The sequence below is a fragment of the Lacrimispora amygdalina genome, assembly GCF_900205965.1.
Taxonomy (GTDB): domain Bacteria; phylum Bacillota; class Clostridia; order Lachnospirales; family Lachnospiraceae; genus Lacrimispora; species Lacrimispora amygdalina_A.
The window spans coordinates 13,845-37,052 of the sequence record NZ_OAOF01000015.1 but is presented as its reverse complement, the minus strand read 5'-3'; the positions used below and the strand labels follow the sequence as shown (position 1 = coordinate 37,052).

Below are 23,208 nucleotides of genomic sequence, written 5' to 3'. Positions count from 1 at the left end.
CTGCATAAACAGCAGCCCTGCATATAAATTTCTTATTTATAAAGTCCATCCTGTAAGGTCTGCATACACTGTTTTGCAGTAATACTTCCAGTCAGTGCCTGAGATACGGTGTTGGGCCATAGATCAGAAATCCATTCCGTTGTCGTATCAAGAATAGGAACGATACCTGCAAACTTCTGTCCGTTAATGGATGCTTTCATAAAACGGTCGTTCTGGAAGAAATCAGACTCTTGTACGCTCTTGCTTACAGGAACATTTCCGGTTCCCTCACACCACATTTTCTGACCTTCCCCTGCTGCCAGATAGGAAACCCATTCAAATGCGGCTTTTTTATTCTCACAAGATTCAAATATGACTGTTTCCGTATCACCCATTGATGTCCACTGTCCCTTTCCTTTCGGAAATGGAAAAGCAGAAACATCATCTCCAAATAGCTTTTCCATATCTTTACTTGAGCCTGTATGATGAATTGTCATTGCAGCAAGTCCTGACTGAAAATTAGCGATAATTTCGCTAAATCCATCACTGGTAGCTGTAGGAGGTACATAGCCTTTCTGATAAATATCAATGAAATCCTGCATGCCCTGTACGGCCTCAGGTGTGGTCAGATCTTCAAAGCTTCCGCCCCGTCCATAGATAAAGCTTCCCCATGGCTCCTGGCCTCCCTTTGCACCTCTCATAGCAAAGCCGTATACATCCGTCTTTCCGTCTCCATTGGTATCCATGGTGCACTTTTCAATTGCCTCTAAAAATTCTTCATAGGTTTTCGGCACCTGGATTCCTGCTTTTTTAAAGATTGATGGTCTGTAATATACATACAGAACCTGAATATTCCATGGCATTACATAGATCCGCTGCATATCTCCAGCCTCTACCATAATGTTGTAAATATTATCATCAATTTCAGACTTTTTGTCCCAGGCATCAATCATCGGTGTTAAGTCAGCCAAAAGACCGTTATTTACAAATAATGGTGTAGATGTTAGCTTCCAGGCTGCACAGTCCACATCTCCGCCTCCCATCTTCGAATTAAACAGATTTTCCGAATAAGCACCGCCATCCCACGGACTCTCTTCACCGATAACAGTAATACCTTTTCCGTTTTCAGCATTAAACTTCTTAATGATATCCTGCATAAGCTGGGAATAATCAGTATTATCAGCCCAGTAGCGGAATTTGATTTCACACGGTTTGATTTCATCGGCAGTTGTCTGCTCCTCCTTTGACTCAGAGGCCACTGTGACAGCTGCAGCTGCAGCTGATGTTGTTTCTGTCACCTCAGCTGTTGTCTCTTTGTTTCCCGAAGAACAGCCTGTCATACCTCCTGCTGCCATAAGAGCCGCCGTGATAACTGCCATTGTTCTCTTTCCAAATAATTGTTTTTTCATTCGTATTTTTCCCCTTCCCTTACATCAGTTAACGTTTCCCATACATGCCTCTCAGCCAGAAATTTGGCTTCCATAAAGTTGCCGTCGGCAATTGCTTTATAAATATCCCTGTGGCTTCGTTTTGCCCTTTTAAAGCTCTCCAGGTCATATTGGGTTTCCAGGTGGCTGCGCCGGATGGACTCATTAATAATAGGGACCACCCGGATGAGCACTTCATTATGCGTGCATTCTGCAACCGCTGTATGGAATTGAACATCCATTTCAGCAGTAGAAGTGCCGTTAATTTCGATCTGTTCCATTTCCTTAACAATCCTCTCCAGATTTCTAATATCCTGATGAGTTGCCCTCTGCACAGCCAGACCGGTGATTTGAGGCTCAATCAGCATACGGGTCTCAAAGAGATTTTGAATCAGATATTTCTGGTTGGTAAAATGCAATCCAAGAGGATCCTCTCCTATACCTGTTCCTGCACTGATAAAGGTTCCGCTTCCCTGGCGGATAATTACAACATTTTCTGCCCGTAAAAACTTCATAGCCTCTCTTAAAGTAGACCGGCTTACCTCAAACAGCTCTGCCAGCTCCTTTTCCGTTGGCAGCCGGTCTCCCGGTTTCATCTCCCTTTGTATGATCATCGTTTTTACCTTTTGTGCTATGGCCATAGGTAACGCATCAATATTCGACATTTTATCTGAATTTCTCCGCATGGCATTCTCCTTTTTGATTGCATTGGACACTTTGCACAGATTGTTGCAATTTTGACCACATTTGTTTGGTTGTTTTTGTCATTGGTCTGGTCATATGCTAACACGTCATATGATGTATGTAAATATACATTCAGCATATTTTTTGCTTTTCATCATATTACGACATTTCAACCATTGCTTTTTGTGTGTTTTGCATAATTGTATATGCAAATTCATCATACCTTTACCGTATCAATCATACCAATTGGTATGTTGTTTTTTGTATTACAGATTCTTTTTATAAAACAGGTAAAATTAGTACTGTTAAATTATTTTTTGATTTTACGCATTTCATTCCTCCTATAACTTGATAATTATAGTATCATATATGACATTTTGGAATAATTTAAAAATCCCCCTGTTTTTTATTGACAAATGATTTTTACTATTTTAGTATCTGATTATAAGCCTGGAAAAACCGGACCAAATAACTGATCCGGTACCCAGATAGATTGAAAGGGGATAAGCTATGAGAAATGGAAAAAGAATTATCAGTATCATCACTACCTGCTTCATGATCACCGGTCTGTGTATCATCAGTTCAACACCTGCACAGGCAGCTTCAAAAGATTATTATGTATCAGCAAACGGCAGCGACTCCAATAACGGACAATCAAAGGACAAGGCATTCAAGACAATCGATAAGGCATTAAGCAATGCGTCCGCAGGTACCACCATCTTTTTAATGAATGGCACCTATCGCTCCTCAAAAACATATAAATTAAGCAAGAGCGGCACCTCCGGTTCACCCATTAAAATCTTGAATTACAGCGGTCACAAACCTGTGGTTGACTTCTCCAGCCAGCCATATGCTGACAGCTCCAGAGGCTTTCAGATTACCGGAAATTACTGGATTATTTCCGGTCTGACCATCCAAAATGCCGGAGATAACGGAATACATATCAGCGGAGGGAATAACCGGATACTGGACTGTTTCATTACCAAATGCGGTGACACCGGACTTCAGATGAGCAACGGTGCCTACAATAACGAGATTACACGTGTTACCTCAACCTATAACTATGATGCCAAAACCAATGGTGAGAACGCAGATGGTTTTGCCGCCAAATTAAGCATTGGAAGCGGAAATGTATTTAAAAACTGTATTGCACTTAACAACTCAGATGACGGTTTCGATTTCTATTCCGCCGGCAATGCAGTTAAATTATATAACTGTGAAGCTTCGTACAATGGTAAAGGAGATGGAAATGGACAAGGCTTTAAGGTCGGCGGCAATTATACCCGTGATAACCATTACCTGGAAGGCTGCACCGCCATTGGAAACAAGAAAAGAGGCTTCGACCAGAATAACAATACTGGTTATATCACCCTTAAGAATTGTACCGGAAAGAATAACAACGTTAATTTCTATTTTCCAAAAGCCCCCTCATCAGGGACTCACAAGTTTACAGACTGTATTTCCAGCGGCGGTGCAGGTAAAGATGTCATCGTCGGCGCTACTGTTGTAAACTGTTCTTTTAAAACAAAGTAATAAAAAAAGCTGCCGGTCTTTCCCTCATGGGAAGAACCGGCAGCCTTCTGTCTAATTATGTATTAACGGTCGAGCAGCCTGCATAAAGCCACTCCTATCACAGTGGAAAACAATGTGGCTGCAATTGCAGGCCCTACGATTGCCGTAGGGTCCAGACTGCCGTACTGGCTTCTGTAAGCAATCATATTAACAGGTATCAGCTGGAGAGATGATATATTAATAATCATAAAGGTACACATTTCGTTACTGGCAGTTCCCTTGGAAACAGGTTTGCGGATTTTCTTTCCCTCTGAATATGCTTTTCTCCTGGTCTCTTCTAAATCCTGTAAGGATTCCATTGCTTTTAAACCGGCAGGAGTGGCTGCCCACCCCAGCCCCAGAATATTGGCTATGATATTCGTGGATATATGTTCCAGGGAAGGGTGCTTATCGGGAATCCTGGGAAAAAGGAAATGCAGCATTGGCCCCATCCTTGAAGACAGCCGCTCAATCAGCCCCGATTTCCTCCCGATCTCCATCAGTCCAGTCCAGAAAGACATAATTCCAAGCATGGTAACACACAGCATAACGGCTTCCTTTGCAGAGGTTAATGCTCCATCCGTTACAGCACTTAAATTACCATGAAGTGCTCCCCAGATAACCCCTGCCAGTATCATAAATGCCCAGAGATAATTTAACATCTGTCATTCCACATTTCATTGCTTTCTTTTATCCTATTCCCAAAAAGTTAAGTTTATGAGCAAAGATCCTTTATTACTTCCTCTACAGTTTCCATCTTCTCTGCTCTGAAAGCATTGCTTCCGCAAAATACCAGTCCTTCATCGGTTCTTCCTTCTGCCGATGAAATAAGTGCTTTTGTAATACAGTATGGTATCGTCTTTTTGTCACATTTCTCCAGACAATCGTAGCAGTGTTCCAGACGGAACGGGGTATCTGCTACATGGTTTAAGAAAGGGTTTTTTATGGCTCTGCCCGGCATCCCAACCGGACTTTTTGTAATAACGATATCCTCTTTCTTCGCCTGAATGTAGGCGTCTTTAAACTCCTGGGGAGCATCACATTCCTCAGTTGTCACAAACCTGGTTGCAACCTGAACACCGTCAGCCCCAAGATCAATCTGATGCATCACGTCCTCGTGCGTGTAGATTCCTCCCGCAGTAACTACAGGTATCACTTTATTATACTTTTCGCCATACTCTCTCACAAGGCGGATAATCCCTCTTATTTCCTCGTCATATTCTGACTGATGGAAGGTGCGCTCCACATCCTCTGTATCGACGCCCAGTTCCGCCAGATTGTCTCTGGAAAATCCCAGATGTCCGCCTGCCAAAGGACCCTCCACCACAACCAGGTCCGGTGCCTGATGGAATTTGCGGTCCCACATTTTACAGATAACCATTGCTGACTTTACTGTAGAAACAATAGGGGCGATCTTTGTTTTCAGCTTAATACCGGCCTCTTCTGCTGCTTCCGCCACATATTCCGGTAGACTTACAGGCAGGCCCGCTCCGGAGATGATAATATCCGCTCCGGCCATTACCGCTTTTTTTACATAGCTGGCGTAATTTTTGGTGGCAACCATTATATTAAAGCCAATAATTCCATCTGGTGCAATTTCTCTTGCTTTTTTCATTTCCTCACCGATCGCCCGCAAATTGGCTTCTAACGGATTCTTAAGGAAATCCGGCTGTTTAAAACCAATCTGAGCCGTTGATATAATTCCCACTCCTCCTGCCTTTGCCACAGCTCCTGCAAGGGATGAAAGACTGATTCCAACTCCCATTCCGCCCTGTATTACCGGATATTTTGCCACCAGATCTCCAATTACCAATGGTTTTAATGTTCCCATCACATTCTCCTAAATCTATCATATCTTTGATTTGCAAGTTCTTCCCCAGTCATAGCAAGAAAATCTGAAAAGAATTCCATCAAGGCCCGGTCTATTTCCTTTGCAATTTCGGGAAGGTTTTCTGCGCAGGCAGGCTCTTCTTCCGATATCACCCTCTCAATCAGACCAAGATCCATCAGATCTTTTGCTGTAATTTTCATAACTCTGGCTGCATCATTCGCTTTTTTACTGTCTTTATACAAAATGGAGGCAAAGCCTTCCGGAGAAAGAATGGAATAAATGGAGTTTTCCATCATCCACACTTCATTGCCTACTGCCATGGCTAGCGCTCCGCCGCTTCCGCCCTCTCCGATTACAATAGAAAGAACCGGGACTGTTAAGTCTGTCATCTCAAATAAATTTCTGGCGATGGCCTCACCCTGCCCCCGCTCCTCTGCCTCAAGACCGCAGAACGCTCCCGGGGTATCCACAAAGCAGATAATCGGACGTTTAAAACTCTCTGCCTGCTTCATCAGCCTTAAAGCCTTTCTATACCCTTCCGGTGACGGCATACCAAAATTCCGCCTGATGTTATCCTTTGTGTTTTTTCCTTTTTCCTGCCCGATGACTGTAACAGGCATACCATGAAAAGAGGCAATTCCGCCTACAATCGCCCCGTCATCTTTAAAATAACGGTCTCCTGCAAACTCCATAAAATCATCAAAAAGCTGATGAATATAATCGGAGGCTACCGGACGGTCTGCACTCCTGGAAAGCTGTACCGTATCCCATGGGCTTCGTTTATTCTTCTTAGACCAGAAACTGCTCTTTTTTCCACACGGGCTTTCATCCTCTGTCAGGTTATCCACACAAAACCCTTCCTTATTGTGTGGATTGTGGAGCCTTAAAATCGCGGTCAGCGTATCCTTCATCTCTTCTCTCGGAACAATCTTATCCACAAATCCATGCTCCATTAAAAACTCTGCCCTCTGGAATCCTTCCGGCAGCTTCTGTCCTATGGTCTGCTCAATAACACGAGGTCCTGCAAAACCAATTAACGCTCCCGGCTCAGCAAGAATGATATCTCCAAGCATTGCAAAGCTTGCTGTGACACCACCTGTTGTTGGATCTGTCAGAACACTGATATAGAGCTGCCCCGCCTTATGATGGCATTTTAAGGCCGCAGAGGTTTTAGCCATCTGCATTAAGGATACGATTCCCTCCTGCATTCTGGCTCCACCTGAACATGCAAATAAGATTACAGGAAGCTTTGTTTCAGTCGCACGCTCCACAGCTCTGGCAATCTTTTCTCCTACTGCATGCCCCATACTGCTCATGATGAATCCAGCGTCGCAAACTCCTAAGACAGCTTTCTGACCGTTGATTTCGCAGATACCGGTCACTATCGCTTCAGATAGTCCGGTTTTTTCTCTGGCTGCAGCGATCTTCTTTTCATATCCTGGAAAATCGAGAGGATTCTCAAATTCCATCTCTTTATCCCACTCTTCAAAGGTTCCCGGATCTGCTGTCATTTCAATTCTCTGAAAGGCATGAACCCGGAAATACCCCTTACACTTCGGACAGATGTAATGACTGTTCCTGACATCCTCCGCATAGATTGGCTGGCAGCATTTATTACATTTTTTCCATAAGCCTTCCGGTATATTTGGTTCCCCCGTTTTTTCCACAGTTCTGTATTTGCTGTCAATCAGGGTATAAGTTTTCTTAAACATGTCTCTTAACATAAGATTTGCTCCTTTCCCTGTTTACCGGACATAATCCGGGAAAAATTTAGGAATAAAATCCGTATCCACGTCACCGTCACGATATGCCTCATGGCTTAAGATATCGAACTGAAAATCAACATTTGTCTCAATTCCTTCAATAATCAGTTCTCCCAGGGCACTTCTCATCTTCGCAATTGCTTCTGTACGGTCCTTCCCATGGACAATCAGCTTCATCAGCATGGAATCATAATTAGCAGGAACCTTATAATCATTGTAAATATGGGTATCAATTCGTACTCCATTGCCTCCCGGTACGTGGACGTTTTTAATAAGACCAGGGCAGGGCATGAAATTTTTCGCCGGGTTTTCTGCATTAATTCTGCATTCAATCGCATGACCTGCAATTGTGATATCAGACTGTGCCACACTCAAAGGTTCTCCTGCTGCAATCCGGATCTGCTCCTTTATAAGATCAAATCCTGTTACCATCTCTGTTACCGGATGCTCTACCTGAATTCTGGTATTCATTTCCATAAAATAGAAATTTTTATCCTTATCCAGCAGGAATTCAATGGTCCCTGCATTTACATATCCAACCGCTTTTGCTGCACGGACTGCAACCTCACCCATCTGATGACGCAGTTCCTCTGAAATTGCGGCAGAAGGCGATTCCTCCAGAACCTTCTGGTGCCTTCGCTGAATGGAACAGTCCCGTTCCCCCAGATGGATCACATGGCCCATCTGATCTGCAAGTATCTGAAATTCAATGTGTCTTGGCTTTTCAATATATTTCTCAATATACATGGTATCGTCGGAAAATCCTTTTACCGATTCCATCTGTGCATTTTTGAAATTAGCATCAAAATCATCCATACTTCTGGAAATTCGCATTCCTTTTCCGCCGCCGCCTGATGACGCCTTGATCATAACCGGGAATCCGATCCGCTCAGCCATTTTTCTGGCTTCTTCCACATGGTGAACCGCTTCCTTGCCGCCAGGAACTACCGGAACACCTGCTTCCATCATGGTTTTTCGGGCTTCAGATTTATTTCCCATCTTATTGATGATTCCTGCATCCGGCCCAATAAAGGTTATATTGCATTTTTCACAAAGCTCCGCAAATCTGGCATTTTCAGAAAGGAACCCAAACCCGGGATGGATTGCGTCTGCTTTCATGGCGACAGTTGCAGTGAGAATCCGTTCCATGTTTAAATAGCTCTGAGTTGACGGTGCGGGACCAATACAGATGGCTTCATCTGCCAGAAGGGTATGAAGACTTTCCCTGTCTGCTTCCGAATATACCGCAACCGTTTTAATCCCCATCTCCCTGCAGGCTCTTATGATTCTTACCGCAATCTCACCGCGGTTGGCAATTAAAATCTTATCAAACATTGGTCTCCACCTATCCAATCATAAATGTCAGTTCTGCACTGGCTGCAATCTTACCGTCAATGGTAGCAACCGCTTTCCCAACGCCTACCGGACCCTTTCTTTTTATGATTTCACATTCCAGCTTCAGTTTGCTTCCGGGAATGACCTTCTGCTTAAATTTAGCCTTGTCAATTCCACCGAAATAAGCAATCTTTCCCTTATTTTCTTCCATGCTTAAGATCGCTACCGCTCCAACCTGGGCCAGAGCCTCAATGATTAAAACACCAGGCATAACCGGTTCCTCCGGAAAATGTCCCCGAAAAAAAGATTCATCATACGTAACACATTTATACCCTGTGGCTTTTACACCTGGCTCCAGCTCTTCAATGCAGTCAACCAGTAAAAACGGGTGTCTGTGAGGGATAATCTCCTGAATTTCTTTTATACCTAACATCATACTCTCTCCTTATGTTTAAAAGAGAGGTCCGACTCTGGACCTCTCTTAGATTTTACAATAAATTACCGGATACGGAACAGAGGCTGACCGTATTCCACCACATCTTCATTTCCAACCAGAACGGCTTCTACCACACCATCGTATTCACATTCAATCTCATTCATCAGCTTCATTGCTTCGATGATACCAAGTGTCTGACCTTTCTTAACCGCATCACCCGCTTTTACGAACGGTGCGCTGTCTGGTGAAGAAGCGTTGTAAAAAGTTCCGACTAACGGAGAGGATATCACCTTATCGGTATCCAGTATCTCCGCCTTTTCCGGATCCAATCCGCTTTCCAATACTGGTGTTTTCGTTTCCTGACCGGCACAGGCAGGGATCGCCAGATTTCTCTGAACATAATCTCCTTCTGTTGCAATCACCATCTGTTTTTCTTTCTTTATGGATAACTTAACGTCTCCATCTTCCAGCTTAAAACTGGTGAGACCCTGTTCTGAAACGGCCTGCATCAGTCTGATTACATCATTTATTTCCATTATAAATGCCTCCTACTGTTCAAACTTCTTTACAAGAATGCTGGCATTATGACCGCCAAAACCCAGGGAATTGCTGATGGCATAGGTTACGTCACAGGTAACCCCTTCCCCTTTTGTATAGTTTAAATCACAGCCTTCTCCTTCTGTTTCAAGACCTGCAGTGGCATGAACGAATCCATCCAGTATGGATTTTACACAGGCAATGAATTCCACGCCGCCTGCTGCACCCAGAAGGTGTCCTACCATGGATTTTGTAGAACTGATTTTCACATTTTTTGCATGCTCACCCAAAGCGGCTTTGATTGCCATGGTTTCAAATAAGTCGTTGTGATGTGTGCTGGTGCCATGCGCATTGACATAGTCCACGGATTCCGCTGTAATACCGGCATCCTTTATAGCATCTGTCATAGCTCTTGCAGCACCGCTTCCGTCCTCAGCAGGAGAGGTAATATGGTATGCATCACAGGTAGCCCCATAACCCACTACTTCACCGTAGATAACGGCATTTCTGGAAAGCGCGTGTTCCAGTTCCTCCAATACCACTACGCCTGCACCTTCTCCCATGACAAAGCCGCTTCTGTCCTTATCAAATGGGATGGAAGCGCGGAGCGGATCATCTGAAGTGGTAAGTGCAGTAAGAGCCGTAAATCCAGCCACACCGATAGGTGTAACGCTTGCTTCCGCACCACCAGCCACCATCACATCCACTTCCCCATACTGGATTGATCGGAACGCCTCTCCTATGGAATGAGTTCCTGTGGCACAGGCCGTCACTACGTTAATGCACTTTCCCTTTAGTCCGAACTGAATCCCCACATTTCCTGCTGCCATATTGGATATCATCATGGGTACCAAAAGAGGATTAACTCTGCCCGGACCTTTTTCCAGTAATTTTTTATGCTCCCGTTCTAAGGCCTGCAGACTTCCAATCCCGGAACCCACACTAACGCCCACACGATAAGGATCTTCTTTTTGCATATCGATTCCTGACATTTCAAGCGCTTCTTTCGTAGCTGCTACCGCAAACTGGGCAAAACGCTCCATGCGCTTGGCGGCTTTGGGATCCATATAATCCTTTGGATCAAAATCCTTTACCTCTGCAGCAAGTTTTGCTTTATAATCTGATGTATCGAATTGAACGATCGGCGCAATTCCAATCTTTTTCTCTTTCAGTCCATTCCAGAAACTATCTACATTCTTGCCAATTGGAGTTATCGCTCCCATACCGGTTACTACCACTCTTCTATTCATACCGTTACTCTCCTTTTTACATAGCCATTCCGCCATCTACACTGATGACCTGACCAGTGATATAACCAGCCTGGTCCGATGCCAGAAATACAGCCGCAGCCGCAACATCTTCCGGGGTTCCAAAACGTCTCATAGGGATCTGCTCCATAGATGCCGCTTTCACGGTATCAGACAGCACATTCGTCATATCTGTCTCAATGTATCCGGGAGCTATGGCATTAACTGTGATTCCTCTGCTGGCAGACTCTCTGGCAAATGATTTTGTCATACCGATCACTCCTGCCTTAGCTGCACAGTAGTTTGCCTGACCTGCATTTCCAAGAATTCCAGATACAGAAGAAATGTTGATGATTCTTCCGCCTCTCTGCTTAATCATCTGGCGGGAAACATGCTTCATACAGTTAAATACACCTTTTAAGTTAATACTGATTACAGCATCAAATTCTTCTTCAGACATTTTCATTAGAAGATTATCTCTGGTAATGCCTGCATTGTTTATAAGAATATCCAGCCTTCCATACTTTTTAATCACACCATCTAAAAAAGCACCGGAAGCTTCAAAATCGGATACATTGCAGGCAATTGCTTCCGCTTTTCCGCCCTTTTCTTCAATCTCCTTCACTACCTGGAGGGCTTTCTCCTCCGAGCCGTTATAATTGACAATTACAGTAGCTCCTTCCAGTCCCAGTCTCAATGCAATCGCTCTTCCGATTCCTCTGCTGGCACCGGTGACAACTGCTATTTTCCCTTCTAACATATCTGTCACCTCCCCGTTAAATTTCCACTAATTTATCAATATCTTCCAGTTTTTCTATATTAAAGACTCTTACATCTCTCGTTATCTTCTTAATAAACCCTGCAAGGGTTTTACCAGGTCCGATTTCTATAAATGTATCCACTCCGTCCGCTATCATGGCTTCCACGCTCTGCTGGAACTTAACGGAAGATGACACCTGACGGACCAGCAAAGGCTTAACCTCATCTGCTTCAGTAACATAACCGGCTGTTACATTTGCTACATAAGGGACGACAGGCTTGTGAACTTCAATATTCTCAAGGACTGTACCCAGTTTTTCACCTGCACCCGTCAGCATACTGGAATGGAACGGACCGCTGACATTTAAACCAATCACTCTCTTTGCACCGGCTGCCAGCAGCTTCTCACCGGCTTCCTCTACCGCTTCTTTCTTTCCTGATATAACAATCTGCCCTGGGCAGTTATAATTTGCAATCTGAACTCCGTCGATCTGGCTTAATACTTCTTCAATTTTAGAAGCATCCAGCGCAAGAACCGCTGACATCGCTCCCAGCCCGGCAGGAACCGCTTCCTGCATAAGGATTCCTCTCTGTCTGACTGTTAAAATTGCATCCTGATCACTCATCACACCAGCTGCTGCAAGTGCGCAATATTCTCCCAGGCTTAAACCAGCCGTCACATCCGGTCTGATCCCTGTTTTTTCTTCCAGCACCCTCATCATGGCGATTCCTGTTGTCACCATAGCTGCCTGCGTATACTCTGTAATGTCCAGCCGGTCATTCTTCTCAAAGCAGAGTTCCGGCAGGGAAAAACCAAGAAGCCCTGATGCCATATCATAGATTTCTTTTCCAATTGCTGTCTGCTCATAAAAATCCTGGCCCATACCGCAGTACTGTGCGCCCTGGCCTGGGAAAATAAATGCGATCTTGCTCATAGTCATAAACTCCTCTTTAACGGCCAAGAAGCTTCCCGGCCTGTTCCATCATTTCTTCTATCATTTCCTTACAGGTCTGTTCCTTGCTGATCATACCCGCAATCTGTCCGGCCATAACCGTGCCGTTAATTACATCTCCCTCTAAAACTGCGTTGCGAAGGGTTCCAAGGGTTAAATATTCCAGCTCTTCAAAGGATTTTCCTTCCTCCTCCAGCTTCACATACTGTCTGGTCATCTGGTTTCTTAAAGATCTTACCGGATGGCCGTGTGTACGCCCAGTCACTGCGGAATCAATATCCTTTGCTTTTATAATTCTCTGTTTGTAATTATCATGTACGATGGATTCTTTGGAAACCACAAATCTGGTTCCGATCTGAACAGCCTCCGCACCCAGCATAAATGCTGCAGCGATTCCTCTGCCGTCACCGATTCCACCTGCTGCTATAACAGGTATGGATACCGCATCTGCTACCTGGGGAACCAATGTCATGGTGGTCTGCTCTCCAATATGTCCGCCGGATTCACATCCTTCTGCAACAACCGCATCAGCACCATATCGTTCCATTCGCTTTGCAAGAGCTACAGAAGCAACTACGGGAATTACTTTAATCCCTGCTGCCTTCCACATCTCCATGTATTTCTCCGGATTACCGGCTCCGGTGGTTACCACCTTAACGCCTTCCTCCACGATTACCTTCGCCACATCTTCTGCGTGAGGACTTAAAAGCATTACATTCACACCGATTGGCTTATCGGTCAGCTTCTTCGCTTTACGGATTTCCTCACGTACCACTTCTCCTGGCGCGTTGGCTCCGCCTATTAATCCCAGACCACCAGCTTCTGAAACTGCTGCTGCAAGATGGTGCTCCGCAACCCATGCCATACCGCCCTGTATGATTGGATATTCGATTCCCAAAAGTTGGGTAATTCTGGTATTCATTACGCTTCCACGCCCTTTGCTTTTAAATAGTCCATAACCTGCTGTACTGTAGTTAACTTCTCTAAATCTTCTGAGGGAATCTCAACTGAGTACTCATCCTCAAGAGCCATAACCAGTTCAAATAAATCAAGGGAGTCTGCTCCTAAATCCTCTTTGAAAGATGATTCCGGTTTAATAACTCCGGCCTCTACATTTAACTGCTCTGCGATAATTTCCTGCATTTTTTCTAACATCTTTTAATCTCCTTTTGCTTCCTCGTATTCATTTTTTATATGCTATTACTTTGATTTTCAAAGTATTAGTCCTATTAATTACCACTCTAATAGAGTGGCTCCCCAGGTAAGTCCTGCCCCAAATCCGGCAAGTACAATCTTATCTCCCTGCTTAAGCTTTCCCGCTCTGTTTAATTCGTCTAATAACAAAGGAACCGATGCTCCCGATGTGTTTCCATACCGTTCCAGATTGGTAGGAAATTTCTCCATAGGTACCTTCAGCCTCTTTGCGATTGATTCAAAGATCCGGTAATTGGCCTGATGCAGGATAAAATACTTGATTTCATTTAAATCGGTTCCGCTCTCAGAAAGCACTTTTAAGATTGCTTCCGGAACAGTTTTTACTGCAAACCGGAACACTTCCTGCCCATCCATGGTCATGTATCCTGTTTCCGGTTGGTGACCAGTCAGGAAATTTCCTGTTGTCCGTGACACACAATCCAGTGCATTTCCTCTTGTGCCATCTGCACCCAGTGTCATATAAAGCGTTCCCTTATCCTCGGTCCGGACCACAGCTGCTCCAGCACCATCTCCAAAAAGTACGCAGGTTCCTCTGTCCGTCCAGTCAATCAGCTTACTTAATGTATCCGCTCCGATTACCAGACCTGTTTTATAGATTCCGGCCTGAAAAAATGCGGAAATTGTATGAAAAGCATAGATAAAACCAGAGCATGCAGCACTTAAATCAAAAGCGATTGCTCCATGTGCACCAATAGCCGCCTGTACCTCACAGGCTCCGCTTGGAAAGCAGCGGTCCGGAGTAGAAGTAGCCAAAATAATAATGTCCAGTTCATCTGCGGATATACCGGAATCCTCTAACGCAGCCTTTGCTGCTTTTATAGCCAGATCCGTAGTTCCCGACTGGGCCTCAGCAATCCGGCGTTCCAAAATTCCCGTTCTGGACCGGATCCATTCGTCACTGGTCTCCACGATCTTTGCCAGATCATCATTGGTCACAACCCGGTCCGGTACTGCTGAACCTGTTCCAATTATTTTTGTTGTCATAGATTTCCCCCATTCATGTTTCTGTTCCATTCCGGTATCTTCCGGCCTGGAATGAAATCATGCCTCGTTGGATAGTTTTACATCTCAAATATTTTGAATATCAAAATAATTCTATTAAAATAAACGCCTCTTGTCAAGATATTTTTTTATATTTCCCTGTTCAGCAGATACTGATAAACCTCTCTTTTACTGATTCCACGGTCCTTTGCAACCATACGCATAGCTTCTTTTCTGTCCATTCCCTGTCCTTCATAAAGCTCCATATGTTCTTCCACAGACATCTCTTCAAAGACTTTTGTCTGCTCCATACGTATCTCTTCAAAACTCTTCCCCTCTACTACAATGACACATTCCCCCTTAGGGTCCTCGTTCTGATAAGTACTTAATGCCTGAGTAAAGGTAGTGCGAAAGGCTGTCTCATACCGCTTTGTCAACTCCCTGCAGATCGTTATTCTCCGCTCACCCAGTGACTGATAAAGCTCTTCTAACGTCCGGACCAGACGGTGAGGTGCCTCATAGAGAATGATAGTTCTTGTTTCATCTTTCAGTTCATTTAAAATCCACTGCTTTTCCTTCTTATCCGTGGGCAGAAACGCCTCAAAACAAAAACGCCGGGTTCCCAGTCCGGACAGTGTAAGCGCTGTGATACAAGCCGCCGGACCAGGCAGAGATGTTACCTCCACTCCAGCCTCATAACACTGCTTCACCAGTTCTTCTCCAGGATCAGAGATCCCAGGTGTTCCCGCGTCTGTAATCAGAGCCACCATTACCCCCTGCTTCATCTGCTCTACCAGATAAACTGCCTTCTCCACCTTATTGTACTCGTGGTAGCTGGTCATGGGAGTCTTAATATCAAAATGATTCAGAAGCTTAATGCTGTGACGGGTATCCTCCGCTGCAATTAAGTCGGCTTCCTTTAAAGTATTTAAAACCCGCAAGGTAATGTCATCCAGATTACCAATGGGAGTGGCACATAAATATAATTTACCTTTTTTTTCATCCATTTTTCCTGCTCCCTGCAAAGATTCTTTTTTAATCTGTCGGTCAATATCCATAAATCGTATAAATCTCGTCTGTATACACCCCTGGTTCCTTATAAACAACAACCGGTGCCTCCACCTTAATCATGGACCGCCCCCCTCTTACCGCTTCAATAAGGACCATGTTTGCTTCCTTATCCACAAAGGGGTGAACCATCTTCATGCGTTTAGGCTCCATCCCCACACTTTTTAATGCTGTTATAATCTCAATCAGCCTGTGAGGCCTGTGAACCAGGTAAAACCGCCCGCCTGGACGGAGAAGCCTTGCTGCTTCCCTCGTCACATCCTGCAGCGTGCACAACACTTCATGACGGGATATTGCCTTTGGCAGATCCGGATTTTTTAAACCATGGGCATCATTCATATAGGGAGGATTGGAAGTCACCACATCAAAAGAAGCCGCACCAAATAAACGGCTGGCTTCCTTTATGTCTCCTCTGACAATGGATATTTTATCTTCCAGATGATTCAGTGCCACACTTCTTGCTGCCATATCAGCCACTTCTTCCTGGATCTCCAGACCGGTATAATGAAGCCCCTGATTCTTCGCTTCCAAAAGAATAGGGATAATTCCTGTCCCGGTTCCAAGGTCCACCGCCTTTTCCCCTGGCTTTACCTTAGCAAAGCCAGAGAGCAGAACGGCATCCATTCCAAAACAGAATCCATCCCGGTTTTGTATAATCTGATAACCATTCCGCTGTAGGTCATCAATCCGTTCATTGTCTTTTAACTTAATTGTCATCTAACTTGGATTTTCCCTCTTTTTTTTCCAGTGCTTCCAAAGCCTTTAGCTCCTCATCCGTCACCTGGTTTTTCTCCCTGCGGCGTCTGGGCTTAAACTTTAACTGCTCTACCTTGTATTCCCTGATTTCCTTTTCGTCCTTAATGCTAACTACTACCTTAACCAACTGTCTGAGCACACTGACAGAGTGAACTTCACCCTTTAATCCGTCATCTGTGGTCACAAAATCGCCCACGTTCGGCAGCTTGCTGTTCAGTTCCTCGTAGGTCTCTTCCTCATTCTTCAGACAGCACATAAGACGTCCGCACACTCCGGAAATCTTAGTAGGATTTAAGGAGAGATTCTGCTCCTTCGCCATCTTTATTGAAACCGGTATGAATTCAGAAAGGTAAGAGTGGCAGCATAATGTTCTTCCGCAGATACCCACTCCTCCAACAATCTTAGTCTCATCTCTGACACCTACCTGGCGCAGTTCAATTCTGGTTTTAAAAACAGAAGCCAGATCCTTCACCAGCTCCCTGAAATCAATTCTTCCGTCTGCAGTAAAATAAAACAGCACCTTGTTGTTGTCAAAGGTATACTCCGCATCAATCAGCTTCATTAAAAGGCCATGCTTTTTAATCTTTTCCTTACATATCTTAAAAGCTTCCTTTTCCTTTTCGTGGTTCTTTTTCTCCACCTCATCATCTGCATTGGTAGCCATGCGGATCACTGATTTTAAGGGCTGAACTACCTTCTCATCCTCTACTTCACGGGCACCGAGAACAACATAGCCATACTCAATCCCTCTTGCTGTTTCTACGATTACATGATCTCCCGCCTTTGCTTCCAGATTTACAGGATCAAAGTAATAGATCTTTCCTGCATTCCGGAATCTGACGCCAATAACTTTTATCATCAATTAATTCTCCTTCATTACAAGCAGCATAAGCTCCATCGCCAGTTCCATATTCACGTTGGCATTTAAACGGACCCTTGCCTTATCTATGGCCTGTAGAATCAACTCGATTCCCTCATAAGAGCTGGCAGCGCTCATCTCTTTCATTGTATTAAATTCTTCTTTAAAAACAAGAAGATTGATATCCTGTGTTACTTTAAACATTAAAACATCCCGATACCACAGCTGCATAAAATCCAGGCAGTCAGACAAATCCGGATCCTGTTCCTTTATCTTCCTGATATAATTAAGCAGTTCCATGATATCCATCTCTTTTAAATGCTTCAGCATATGGATTAAATCCAGATACAGCGTCTGAAATTCTTCTGACGCAGCCAGATGTATGGCACGTCCTAAATTACCTCTGGCAAATGCTCCGTATACTTCCGCCCTGCTCTCTCCGATTCCCAAAGATCCCGTCAGATAGGAAATAATAACAGAATCCTTAAGCGGCTTTAATTTTAACTGCACGCATCTGGAGAGAATAGTAGGCAGAAATGCCTCCTGGTTGGTAGTAAGAAGCATGATAACTGCATAGGAGGGCGGTTCCTCGATGGTCTTTAAAAGAGCATTCTGTGCCTGAACCGTCATCTTTTCCGCCTCATCAACAATATAAATTTTATAATAACTGCTGTAAGGCCGGATCATAATTGTATCCTGTATCTGACTTCGGATGTCATCTACACCGATACCCGCTGTTTTTTCATGTGTGACAGTGATAAGATCCGGATGGTTTCCGCTCATAACCTGCTTACAGGCATGGCACTGCATACAAGGCTCACTGGTTCCTTTTTCACACAGCAAGGTCATGGCAAATGCGTTAGCCAGAGATTTTCTTCCCATTCCCGCTTCTCCGGTAAGAATATACGCATGGGATACATGGTTTGATTCAATCGCCTTCTGTAAATGTTCCTTGATTCTCTCATGACCGATAATATCGTGGAATCCTGGCATAGAGACACCTCCCTATCGCTGTTGTATGACCCGTTTTCTAAAAAACCAGCCAGTATCATTATAACATAGAACGTTTTTCATCACAAGAAAGAAGTATTGGTAAAATCTTATCCCTTTAAAAATTTCTCCAGATGTTCTCCATGAAAACAATGGCCTCCATCCCAGACATCATGATAAATCTCATTTTCCTTCCCAAACAGACGGTATGCCTTACGGATCACTGCTAACTGCTCCATAACATTATCCATTCCCCTGTAACCATTCAGATGATCGGAACGGGCCGACTGCACCATCAGCGGTCTTGGTGCCAGGAGCGCTCCAATATCCCCCATATCCACATATTCCCAAAGATGAGGCACATAATTACAGCTGCAGTTTCCATTCAGCCTTAAAAGAGAGTCCGAATATCCATATAAGTATCCGCTGATTATCACAGTTTTAATCCGGTCATCCAGCGCAGAAAGCCAAAGCGTCTGCATCCCTCCGCCGGAGAATCCCACACAGCCAATAGACTCCTCATCCCATTCTCCCCTCTCCTTAATATAATCAGTCAGTCTCATTAAATCCCAGGTACACATACCAATGACAGTCATGCCCAGCGGTTCTGCCATATGCGCCAGATGAAAACAGGTTGAATTTAAAAATTCACTTTCCTCTTCTCCCTGCAGCGCAGCTTCCCTTCTCTCCCCAAAGCCGCGGCAGTCAGGACAAAGTACCACATAACCAAGCTTTGCCATCTGCAGGCCGTAATCGTAATGAAACAGTTCTATCTTATCTGCAACTGCAGGAATCGAGCGAACCCCGGCAACCGAATATTTTCCTGCTCCCTGGTGGCCTGGAGGCGCCAGAAAGCATTTCAGCTTTTCTTCTCCCCTCTTTGGAGGTATCAGTACATAAACAGGCATATATACTTCCGGTTCTACCTGAAGGAGAATCTTCTCGCGTATAATTCCATCCTCTATCTCAACACGTTCCAGACAATCCGGCTTTAAGGGGCAGTCTTCCATGTTGTGCAGACCAATCAGAGATTTTAACAACTGTCTTGTTTCCTGCTTCCAAATCTCATAATCTGCTTTGGTTTCCGCACTAAATCTATTCTTCCTTCCCTTCTTTTTCATCCTTTTAACAAGCTGTTCTTCACAGGTATAAAATCGGGAAATCGGAATAGTTCTCTTTTTCTCTTCCATATTGTAACCTTTCTTAAACAATATAATTAAAACTGTGAAAAACCGGCACAAAAGTAAATCTCTGTGCCGGTCTTAAAATCATTATTTGGTAGATGAAACGAAACGGTCATACTGCTGCTGTTTCACCTTCAGCAGTTCTTTTAATCCCATGTTATCCAGTGTGGATAAATAGGAATCAAATGTATTTAAGTCCGTCGTTCCCGTAATAAATGCCACATTCATTTCATCTACATAAGTAGTGATATCAACCAGATACTGAGAAATTATATTCTGCTCATCCTTTGTTGAGTAGATGAAAGGCCATGGTGCCTTAGAAAATGCCTGCAGCTCCTTATCCTTATCAACATGCCATTTTGGAAGCAGCACATCCGTTGCCTCTACCGACTGCTGGGATGGAAGACATCCTGCATTGATACCAAGCTGCTGAAGCCAGTTATTATCAGAAGCTTTCTCCGTATAAGCCTTTTTTCCATCTGAAGATACGGTGTAGCTCTCTCCTTCAAGTCCCCATACATAATAGTTCTGCGCTTCCTCGCTCATAGCATAATCCAAAAACTTAATGGCAAGAAGCGGGTCCTTTTGAGACTTGCTGATTCCGAATATATTGGCAATGGGGTTTCTTCCCAGATAAAAGCCTTTTGATTCTCCGGAAAGAGGAGGAATACCAACCATAATTCCCTTATCACCAGTATACTCCGGATACTGCTTGCTGTAAAGCTGGGACATCTGCCAGCTGTAATCAAATGTCGCACCTGTTATATTTCTTGCACAACGCTCTGTAATCTGGTCACGGGTAAGAGATGTATATTCTACTTCTAAAAGCCCTTCTTTATAAAGACCATTTAAAAATGTAAGGTACTTCTTGTAATTTTCAGATTCTGCTGCTGAATAGTGAACAGTCCCTTTTTCATCAGCGTAAAAACCATCCACCAGGTTGAGCCCAAACGCCGGACCAAACATATAAGGAAGATTTTTCGCTGTGACGCTTAACGGAATTTCATCGGTTTTATCTCCATTTCCGTTCATATCATTGTCCCGGAATGCACGGAGATCTTCCACAAACTCATCCAGTGTGGCTGGTACCGGAAGCCCCAGTTTATCTAACCACTGCATATTCATCATGGTACACGGCTGATAGTTATCTGTTACAACCGTCTGAGGTACATAATAAATATGACCATCCTCAGCCGTAAGACTGGCTTTTATCTTAGGGTTGTTATCCAGAAACTTTTTGTAATTAGGCATATAATTCATGTACTCATCCAGGGGATAAAAAAGCCCTGCAGTAATATATGTCATGTTATCATCCAGATCCGGAAGTTCCACAATATCAGGAAGATCCGCTCCTGATGCCAGCATAGGGCTTACGCTGTCTTTGTAATTTGTCGGTGATACAAGCGTCCAGTCAATCGTCACCCCTGCATTGGAAGCAATGGTCTTAATGATGTCCGCATTGGCATAATCTACTGTAGAATACCAGGAATTCTGCGCCAGAACACTGACCTTTGCATCAGGAGTATCGGTAACTGGTGCAGCCCCTGTATAATTAAATTCCGCCTCTTTGTTGTTTTCCTCTTTTGGCTGTGTCTGTGTGTTCTTTCCTGAACACCCTGATAATGCCGCTGCAGCTATCATCGACAATAATACGGCTGCTTTCCAATATCCTCTCTTTTTCATTGTAACTTCCTCCTTTTTATTATATATAATCAAAACATGACTATCCTTTTACTGCCCCCAGCATCGTTCCTTTTACCAGATATTTCTGAATAAAGGGAGTAAGGCATACAATCGGCACCATGGATAAAACGATACAGACATATCTGATCTGAATGGTGGACTGGGCTGCTGCACTTGCTGCAGTTGCATTTCCGGAAGCCTGCATGATCTCTGTAGAGGCCATCAGAAGAATTCTTCTCAGAAACAGCTGTAACGGCTGCAGATTCTGCTTTCCAATATAAAGCAGTGCACTGAAAAAATCATTATAACGTGCCACTGCATAATACAAGGTCAAAACTGCCAGCGTTGGTTTAATTAAAGGAACTGCAATTTTTAACAGGATCTGAAAGTCATTGGCCCCTTCCAGATAAGCATTCTCAAATAATTCCTCTGCAATGCCTTCAAACGCAGAACGGCAGATCATGACATTATAGGCGCTGACCAGTACCGGAAGTATCATGGCAAGTCTGCTGTTATACAGCCCAAGCCCGGTTACTACCAGATAGCTTGGTATGAGTCCGCCTGAAAAATACATGGTAAATGCCAATAGGAAATTCATTTTCTTTCTTAAGAAAAACCGTTTTCTGGAAAGCGGATATGCCGCCAGACAGGTAAATATGATATTTAAGCAGGTTCCTGTAATTGTGTAATAAAATGTATTTCCATAGGAGATCCAGAGGTCCTTATAAGCCATAACCATCCGGTATGTATCCAGGTTAATATCAACCGGAAGCAATGTTACTATCCCCTTGTTTACCGCTTCGCCGGAGCTTAGTGAAATGCTTACCACATATACAAAAGGATACAGGGTAATACAGACTGCTGCTGCTATCAGTATCCAGATACCAACATCAAACATCTTATCCGTGATACATTCATTTTTAAATTCTGTCCATGTGCTTTTCTGATTCATCTCTTCCTCCTTACCATACAGATGTTTCTGTCAGCTTTCTGCTCAGCCTGTTTGCCGTAAATACGATGACAAAACCGATCAGAGAATTAAACAGTCCTACTGCTGTGGCATAGCTGTAATTCTGATTTCCGATACCCTGCCTGTATACATAGGTAGATATTACATCTGCAGTTTCGTATATTCCGGAGTTGTAAAGCAGATAAACCTTCTCAAATCCTACATTCAGTAAATTGCCCAGTGACATAATGAGTAAAAGCACGATGGTCGGCTTAATGCTTGGCAGAACCAGATAACGTATGGTCTGAACCTTACTTGCACCATCCACCTTCATGGCTTCATAAAGCTCTGGTGCAACTCCCATAATGGCAGCCACAAAGATAATAGAATTGAACCCAAAACTCTGCCACGAACCGGATATTACATAGACAGCTCTAAACCATTTTGGCTCTCCCAGGAAATTCACCACCGTTCCTCCGGCCTTCACAATGAACTGATTGATAATGCCGCTGGAAGGTGATAAAAGGTTGGTTATCATTCCACATATTACCACTGTGGAGATAAAGTAAGGAAGATATGTAATAATCTGAGTTCCCTTCTGTAAATACTTGTTTTTTATCTGAGTGATACACAATGCAAAAATAATGGGAATGGGAAACCCAAATATCAGTGAATAAAATGACAGTAAAAACGTATTACGGATCAGCCTGAACGCATATGGTGAGTTAAAAAACTGAATAAACCATTTAAGTCCTACAAAAGATCCCGTATATAGCCCCATCATCCCGCTGCCTGCCTTAAATTGTGTAAACGCCATTACAAGACCTGTCATAGGTAAATAGGCGAATATCAGATAGTAGATCAAAACTGGCGCAAACATCAGCAGCAGATATTTATCTCTCTTAACATTTTTGCGAAAAAGCATCTTTTTCTCTTCCTTAGAAAGCTTTTTACGAATCATTCCTTTAATCCCCTTCCATTTGATGAGTAATACATTTATTGTATATATTGCATTATTTAT

The 23,208-nt window shown here is 43.8% G+C and carries 23 protein-coding genes; 1 reads left to right on the top strand and 22 read right to left on the bottom strand.

All coding sequences use genetic code 11. The features are described from left to right. Positions 1-32: 32 nt before the first annotated feature. Together CRO04_RS18195 and CRO04_RS18190 are read right to left on the bottom strand one after the other, a co-directional pair. Entirely contained in the window at positions 33-1,388 is a 1,356-nt protein-coding gene (locus tag CRO04_RS18195; protein ID WP_097005663.1) for an ABC transporter substrate-binding protein, read from the bottom strand. Continuing rightward, entirely contained in the window at positions 1,385-2,092 is a 708-nt protein-coding gene (locus tag CRO04_RS18190; protein ID WP_097005662.1) for a FadR/GntR family transcriptional regulator, read from the bottom strand. The genes CRO04_RS18195 and CRO04_RS18190 overlap by 4 nt, the downstream gene beginning before the upstream one ends. A 508-nt stretch (positions 2,093-2,600) precedes the next feature. Between CRO04_RS18190 and CRO04_RS18185 the strand changes: the two genes are divergently transcribed. Beyond that, complete coding sequence (locus tag CRO04_RS18185) at positions 2,601-3,623, top strand: right-handed parallel beta-helix repeat-containing protein (RefSeq protein ID WP_097005661.1); 1,023 nt, start codon at positions 2,601-2,603, stop codon at positions 3,621-3,623. Between the two features lie 62 nt (positions 3,624-3,685). Here the strand turns inward: CRO04_RS18185 and CRO04_RS18180 are convergent, their stop codons facing one another. From CRO04_RS18180 to CRO04_RS18085, 20 genes are all read right to left on the bottom strand, one after another. Continuing rightward, complete coding sequence (locus CRO04_RS18180; RefSeq protein ID WP_097005660.1) at positions 3,686-4,303, bottom strand: nucleoside recognition protein; 618 nt, start codon at positions 4,301-4,303, stop codon at positions 3,686-3,688. Between the two features lie 53 nt (positions 4,304-4,356). Continuing rightward, entirely contained in the window at positions 4,357-5,472 is a 1,116-nt protein-coding gene (locus tag CRO04_RS18175; protein ID WP_097005659.1) for an NAD(P)H-dependent flavin oxidoreductase, read from the bottom strand. Further along, positions 5,472-7,196, bottom strand: coding sequence for an acetyl-CoA carboxylase carboxyltransferase subunit alpha (locus tag CRO04_RS18170; protein ID WP_097005658.1), 1,725 nt, complete (start codon positions 7,194-7,196; stop codon positions 5,472-5,474). Before CRO04_RS18170 ends, CRO04_RS18175 begins: the two co-directional genes overlap by 1 nt. A gap of 21 nt (positions 7,197-7,217) precedes the next feature. Beyond that, positions 7,218-8,570: an acetyl-CoA carboxylase biotin carboxylase subunit gene (locus CRO04_RS18165; protein ID WP_097005657.1), complete on the bottom strand. Its 1,353-nt coding sequence runs from the start codon at positions 8,568-8,570 to the stop codon at positions 7,218-7,220. Positions 8,571-8,580: 10 nt separating this feature from the next. Beyond that, positions 8,581-9,006, bottom strand: a complete 426-nt coding sequence (gene fabZ / locus CRO04_RS18160) for a 3-hydroxyacyl-ACP dehydratase FabZ (RefSeq protein WP_207654470.1) — start codon at positions 9,004-9,006, stop codon at positions 8,581-8,583. Between the two features lie 62 nt (positions 9,007-9,068). Continuing rightward, positions 9,069-9,542 (bottom strand): acetyl-CoA carboxylase biotin carboxyl carrier protein, encoded by a 474-nt coding sequence (gene accB, locus CRO04_RS18155; protein WP_097005655.1) that lies wholly within the window; start codon positions 9,540-9,542, stop codon positions 9,069-9,071. 12 nt (positions 9,543-9,554) lie between these two features. Next, the gene (gene fabF, locus CRO04_RS18150; protein ID WP_097005654.1) at positions 9,555-10,793 is read right to left on the bottom strand and encodes a beta-ketoacyl-ACP synthase II; all 1,239 of its coding nucleotides are present in this window, start codon (positions 10,791-10,793) and stop codon (positions 9,555-9,557) included. Positions 10,794-10,809: 16 nt separating this feature from the next. Continuing rightward, entirely contained in the window at positions 10,810-11,550 is a 741-nt protein-coding gene (fabG, locus tag CRO04_RS18145; protein WP_097005653.1) for a 3-oxoacyl-[acyl-carrier-protein] reductase, read from the bottom strand. 16 nt (positions 11,551-11,566) lie between these two features. Then, entirely contained in the window at positions 11,567-12,484 is a 918-nt protein-coding gene (gene fabD / locus CRO04_RS18140) for an ACP S-malonyltransferase (RefSeq protein WP_097005652.1), read from the bottom strand. A gap of 16 nt (positions 12,485-12,500) precedes the next feature. Beyond that, on the bottom strand, positions 12,501-13,424 hold the full coding sequence (gene fabK, locus CRO04_RS18135; protein ID WP_097005651.1) for an enoyl-[acyl-carrier-protein] reductase FabK: 924 nt from the start codon (positions 13,422-13,424) through the stop codon (positions 12,501-12,503). Next, the gene (gene acpP / locus CRO04_RS18130; RefSeq protein ID WP_097005650.1) at positions 13,424-13,657 is read right to left on the bottom strand and encodes an acyl carrier protein; all 234 of its coding nucleotides are present in this window, start codon (positions 13,655-13,657) and stop codon (positions 13,424-13,426) included. The genes fabK and acpP overlap by 1 nt, the downstream gene beginning before the upstream one ends. 78 nt (positions 13,658-13,735) lie before the next feature. Further along, entirely contained in the window at positions 13,736-14,701 is a 966-nt protein-coding gene (locus CRO04_RS18125) for a beta-ketoacyl-ACP synthase III (RefSeq protein ID WP_097005763.1), read from the bottom strand. Positions 14,702-14,847: 146 nt separating this feature from the next. Further along, positions 14,848-15,705, bottom strand: coding sequence for a 16S rRNA (cytidine(1402)-2'-O)-methyltransferase (gene rsmI / locus CRO04_RS18120; RefSeq protein WP_097005762.1), 858 nt, complete (start codon positions 15,703-15,705; stop codon positions 14,848-14,850). Positions 15,706-15,745: 40 nt separating this feature from the next. Then, entirely contained in the window at positions 15,746-16,483 is a 738-nt protein-coding gene (locus CRO04_RS18115; protein WP_097005649.1) for a tRNA1(Val) (adenine(37)-N6)-methyltransferase, read from the bottom strand. Next, a complete protein-coding gene (locus CRO04_RS18110) occupies positions 16,473-17,381 on the bottom strand; it encodes a PSP1 domain-containing protein (protein WP_097005648.1) in 909 nt (302 codons plus the stop codon). The genes CRO04_RS18115 and CRO04_RS18110 overlap by 11 nt, the downstream gene beginning before the upstream one ends. Positions 17,382-17,384: 3 nt before the next feature. Continuing rightward, the gene (holB, locus tag CRO04_RS18105) at positions 17,385-18,374 is read right to left on the bottom strand and encodes a DNA polymerase III subunit delta' (RefSeq protein WP_097005647.1); all 990 of its coding nucleotides are present in this window, start codon (positions 18,372-18,374) and stop codon (positions 17,385-17,387) included. A 107-nt stretch (positions 18,375-18,481) separates the two neighbouring features. Next, positions 18,482-19,561 (bottom strand): alpha/beta hydrolase family protein, encoded by a 1,080-nt coding sequence (locus CRO04_RS18100; protein ID WP_242974546.1) that lies wholly within the window; start codon positions 19,559-19,561, stop codon positions 18,482-18,484. 81 nt (positions 19,562-19,642) lie between these two features. Then, entirely contained in the window at positions 19,643-21,238 is a 1,596-nt protein-coding gene (locus CRO04_RS18095; protein ID WP_097005646.1) for an extracellular solute-binding protein, read from the bottom strand. Positions 21,239-21,278: 40 nt separating this feature from the next. Continuing rightward, the gene (locus tag CRO04_RS18090; RefSeq protein ID WP_097005645.1) at positions 21,279-22,190 is read right to left on the bottom strand and encodes a carbohydrate ABC transporter permease; all 912 of its coding nucleotides are present in this window, start codon (positions 22,188-22,190) and stop codon (positions 21,279-21,281) included. 10 nt (positions 22,191-22,200) lie between these two features. Continuing rightward, on the bottom strand, positions 22,201-23,148 hold the full coding sequence (locus CRO04_RS18085; RefSeq protein WP_242974545.1) for an ABC transporter permease: 948 nt from the start codon (positions 23,146-23,148) through the stop codon (positions 22,201-22,203). Positions 23,149-23,208: the final 60 nt, after the last annotated feature.

What these genes read in the sequence shown, in the direction of transcription:
- CRO04_RS18195 (WP_097005663.1), bottom strand. Translation starts at nt 1,388, where the DNA reads ATGAAAAAACAATTATTTGGAAAGAGAACAATGGCAGTTATCACGGCG.
- CRO04_RS18190 (WP_097005662.1), bottom strand. Translation starts at nt 2,092, where the DNA reads ATGCGGAGAAATTCAGATAAAATGTCGAATATTGATGCGTTACCTATG.
- CRO04_RS18185 (WP_097005661.1), top strand. Translation starts at nt 2,601, where the DNA reads ATGAGAAATGGAAAAAGAATTATCAGTATCATCACTACCTGCTTCATG.
- CRO04_RS18180 (WP_097005660.1), bottom strand. Translation starts at nt 4,303, where the DNA reads ATGTTAAATTATCTCTGGGCATTTATGATACTGGCAGGGGTTATCTGG.
- CRO04_RS18175 (WP_097005659.1), bottom strand. Translation starts at nt 5,472, where the DNA reads ATGGGAACATTAAAACCATTGGTAATTGGAGATCTGGTGGCAAAATAT.
- CRO04_RS18170 (WP_097005658.1), bottom strand. Translation starts at nt 7,196, where the DNA reads ATGTTAAGAGACATGTTTAAGAAAACTTATACCCTGATTGACAGCAAA.
- CRO04_RS18165 (WP_097005657.1), bottom strand. Translation starts at nt 8,570, where the DNA reads ATGTTTGATAAGATTTTAATTGCCAACCGCGGTGAGATTGCGGTAAGA.
- fabZ (WP_207654470.1), bottom strand. Translation starts at nt 9,006, where the DNA reads ATGATGTTAGGTATAAAAGAAATTCAGGAGATTATCCCTCACAGACAC.
- accB (WP_097005655.1), bottom strand. Translation starts at nt 9,542, where the DNA reads ATGGAAATAAATGATGTAATCAGACTGATGCAGGCCGTTTCAGAACAG.
- fabF (WP_097005654.1), bottom strand. Translation starts at nt 10,793, where the DNA reads ATGAATAGAAGAGTGGTAGTAACCGGTATGGGAGCGATAACTCCAATT.
- fabG (WP_097005653.1), bottom strand. Translation starts at nt 11,550, where the DNA reads ATGTTAGAAGGGAAAATAGCAGTTGTCACCGGTGCCAGCAGAGGAATC.
- fabD (WP_097005652.1), bottom strand. Translation starts at nt 12,484, where the DNA reads ATGAGCAAGATCGCATTTATTTTCCCAGGCCAGGGCGCACAGTACTGC.
- fabK (WP_097005651.1), bottom strand. Translation starts at nt 13,424, where the DNA reads ATGAATACCAGAATTACCCAACTTTTGGGAATCGAATATCCAATCATA.
- acpP (WP_097005650.1), bottom strand. Translation starts at nt 13,657, where the DNA reads ATGTTAGAAAAAATGCAGGAAATTATCGCAGAGCAGTTAAATGTAGAG.
- CRO04_RS18125 (WP_097005763.1), bottom strand. Translation starts at nt 14,701, where the DNA reads ATGACAACAAAAATAATTGGAACAGGTTCAGCAGTACCGGACCGGGTT.
- rsmI (WP_097005762.1), bottom strand. Translation starts at nt 15,705, where the DNA reads ATGGATGAAAAAAAAGGTAAATTATATTTATGTGCCACTCCCATTGGT.
- CRO04_RS18115 (WP_097005649.1), bottom strand. Translation starts at nt 16,483, where the DNA reads ATGACAATTAAGTTAAAAGACAATGAACGGATTGATGACCTACAGCGG.
- CRO04_RS18110 (WP_097005648.1), bottom strand. Translation starts at nt 17,381, where the DNA reads ATGATAAAAGTTATTGGCGTCAGATTCCGGAATGCAGGAAAGATCTAT.
- holB (WP_097005647.1), bottom strand. Translation starts at nt 18,374, where the DNA reads ATGCCAGGATTCCACGATATTATCGGTCATGAGAGAATCAAGGAACAT.
- CRO04_RS18100 (WP_242974546.1), bottom strand. Translation starts at nt 19,561, where the DNA reads ATGGAAGAGAAAAAGAGAACTATTCCGATTTCCCGATTTTATACCTGT.
- CRO04_RS18095 (WP_097005646.1), bottom strand. Translation starts at nt 21,238, where the DNA reads ATGAAAAAGAGAGGATATTGGAAAGCAGCCGTATTATTGTCGATGATA.
- CRO04_RS18090 (WP_097005645.1), bottom strand. Translation starts at nt 22,190, where the DNA reads ATGAATCAGAAAAGCACATGGACAGAATTTAAAAATGAATGTATCACG.
- CRO04_RS18085 (WP_242974545.1), bottom strand. Translation starts at nt 23,148, where the DNA reads ATGATTCGTAAAAAGCTTTCTAAGGAAGAGAAAAAGATGCTTTTTCGC.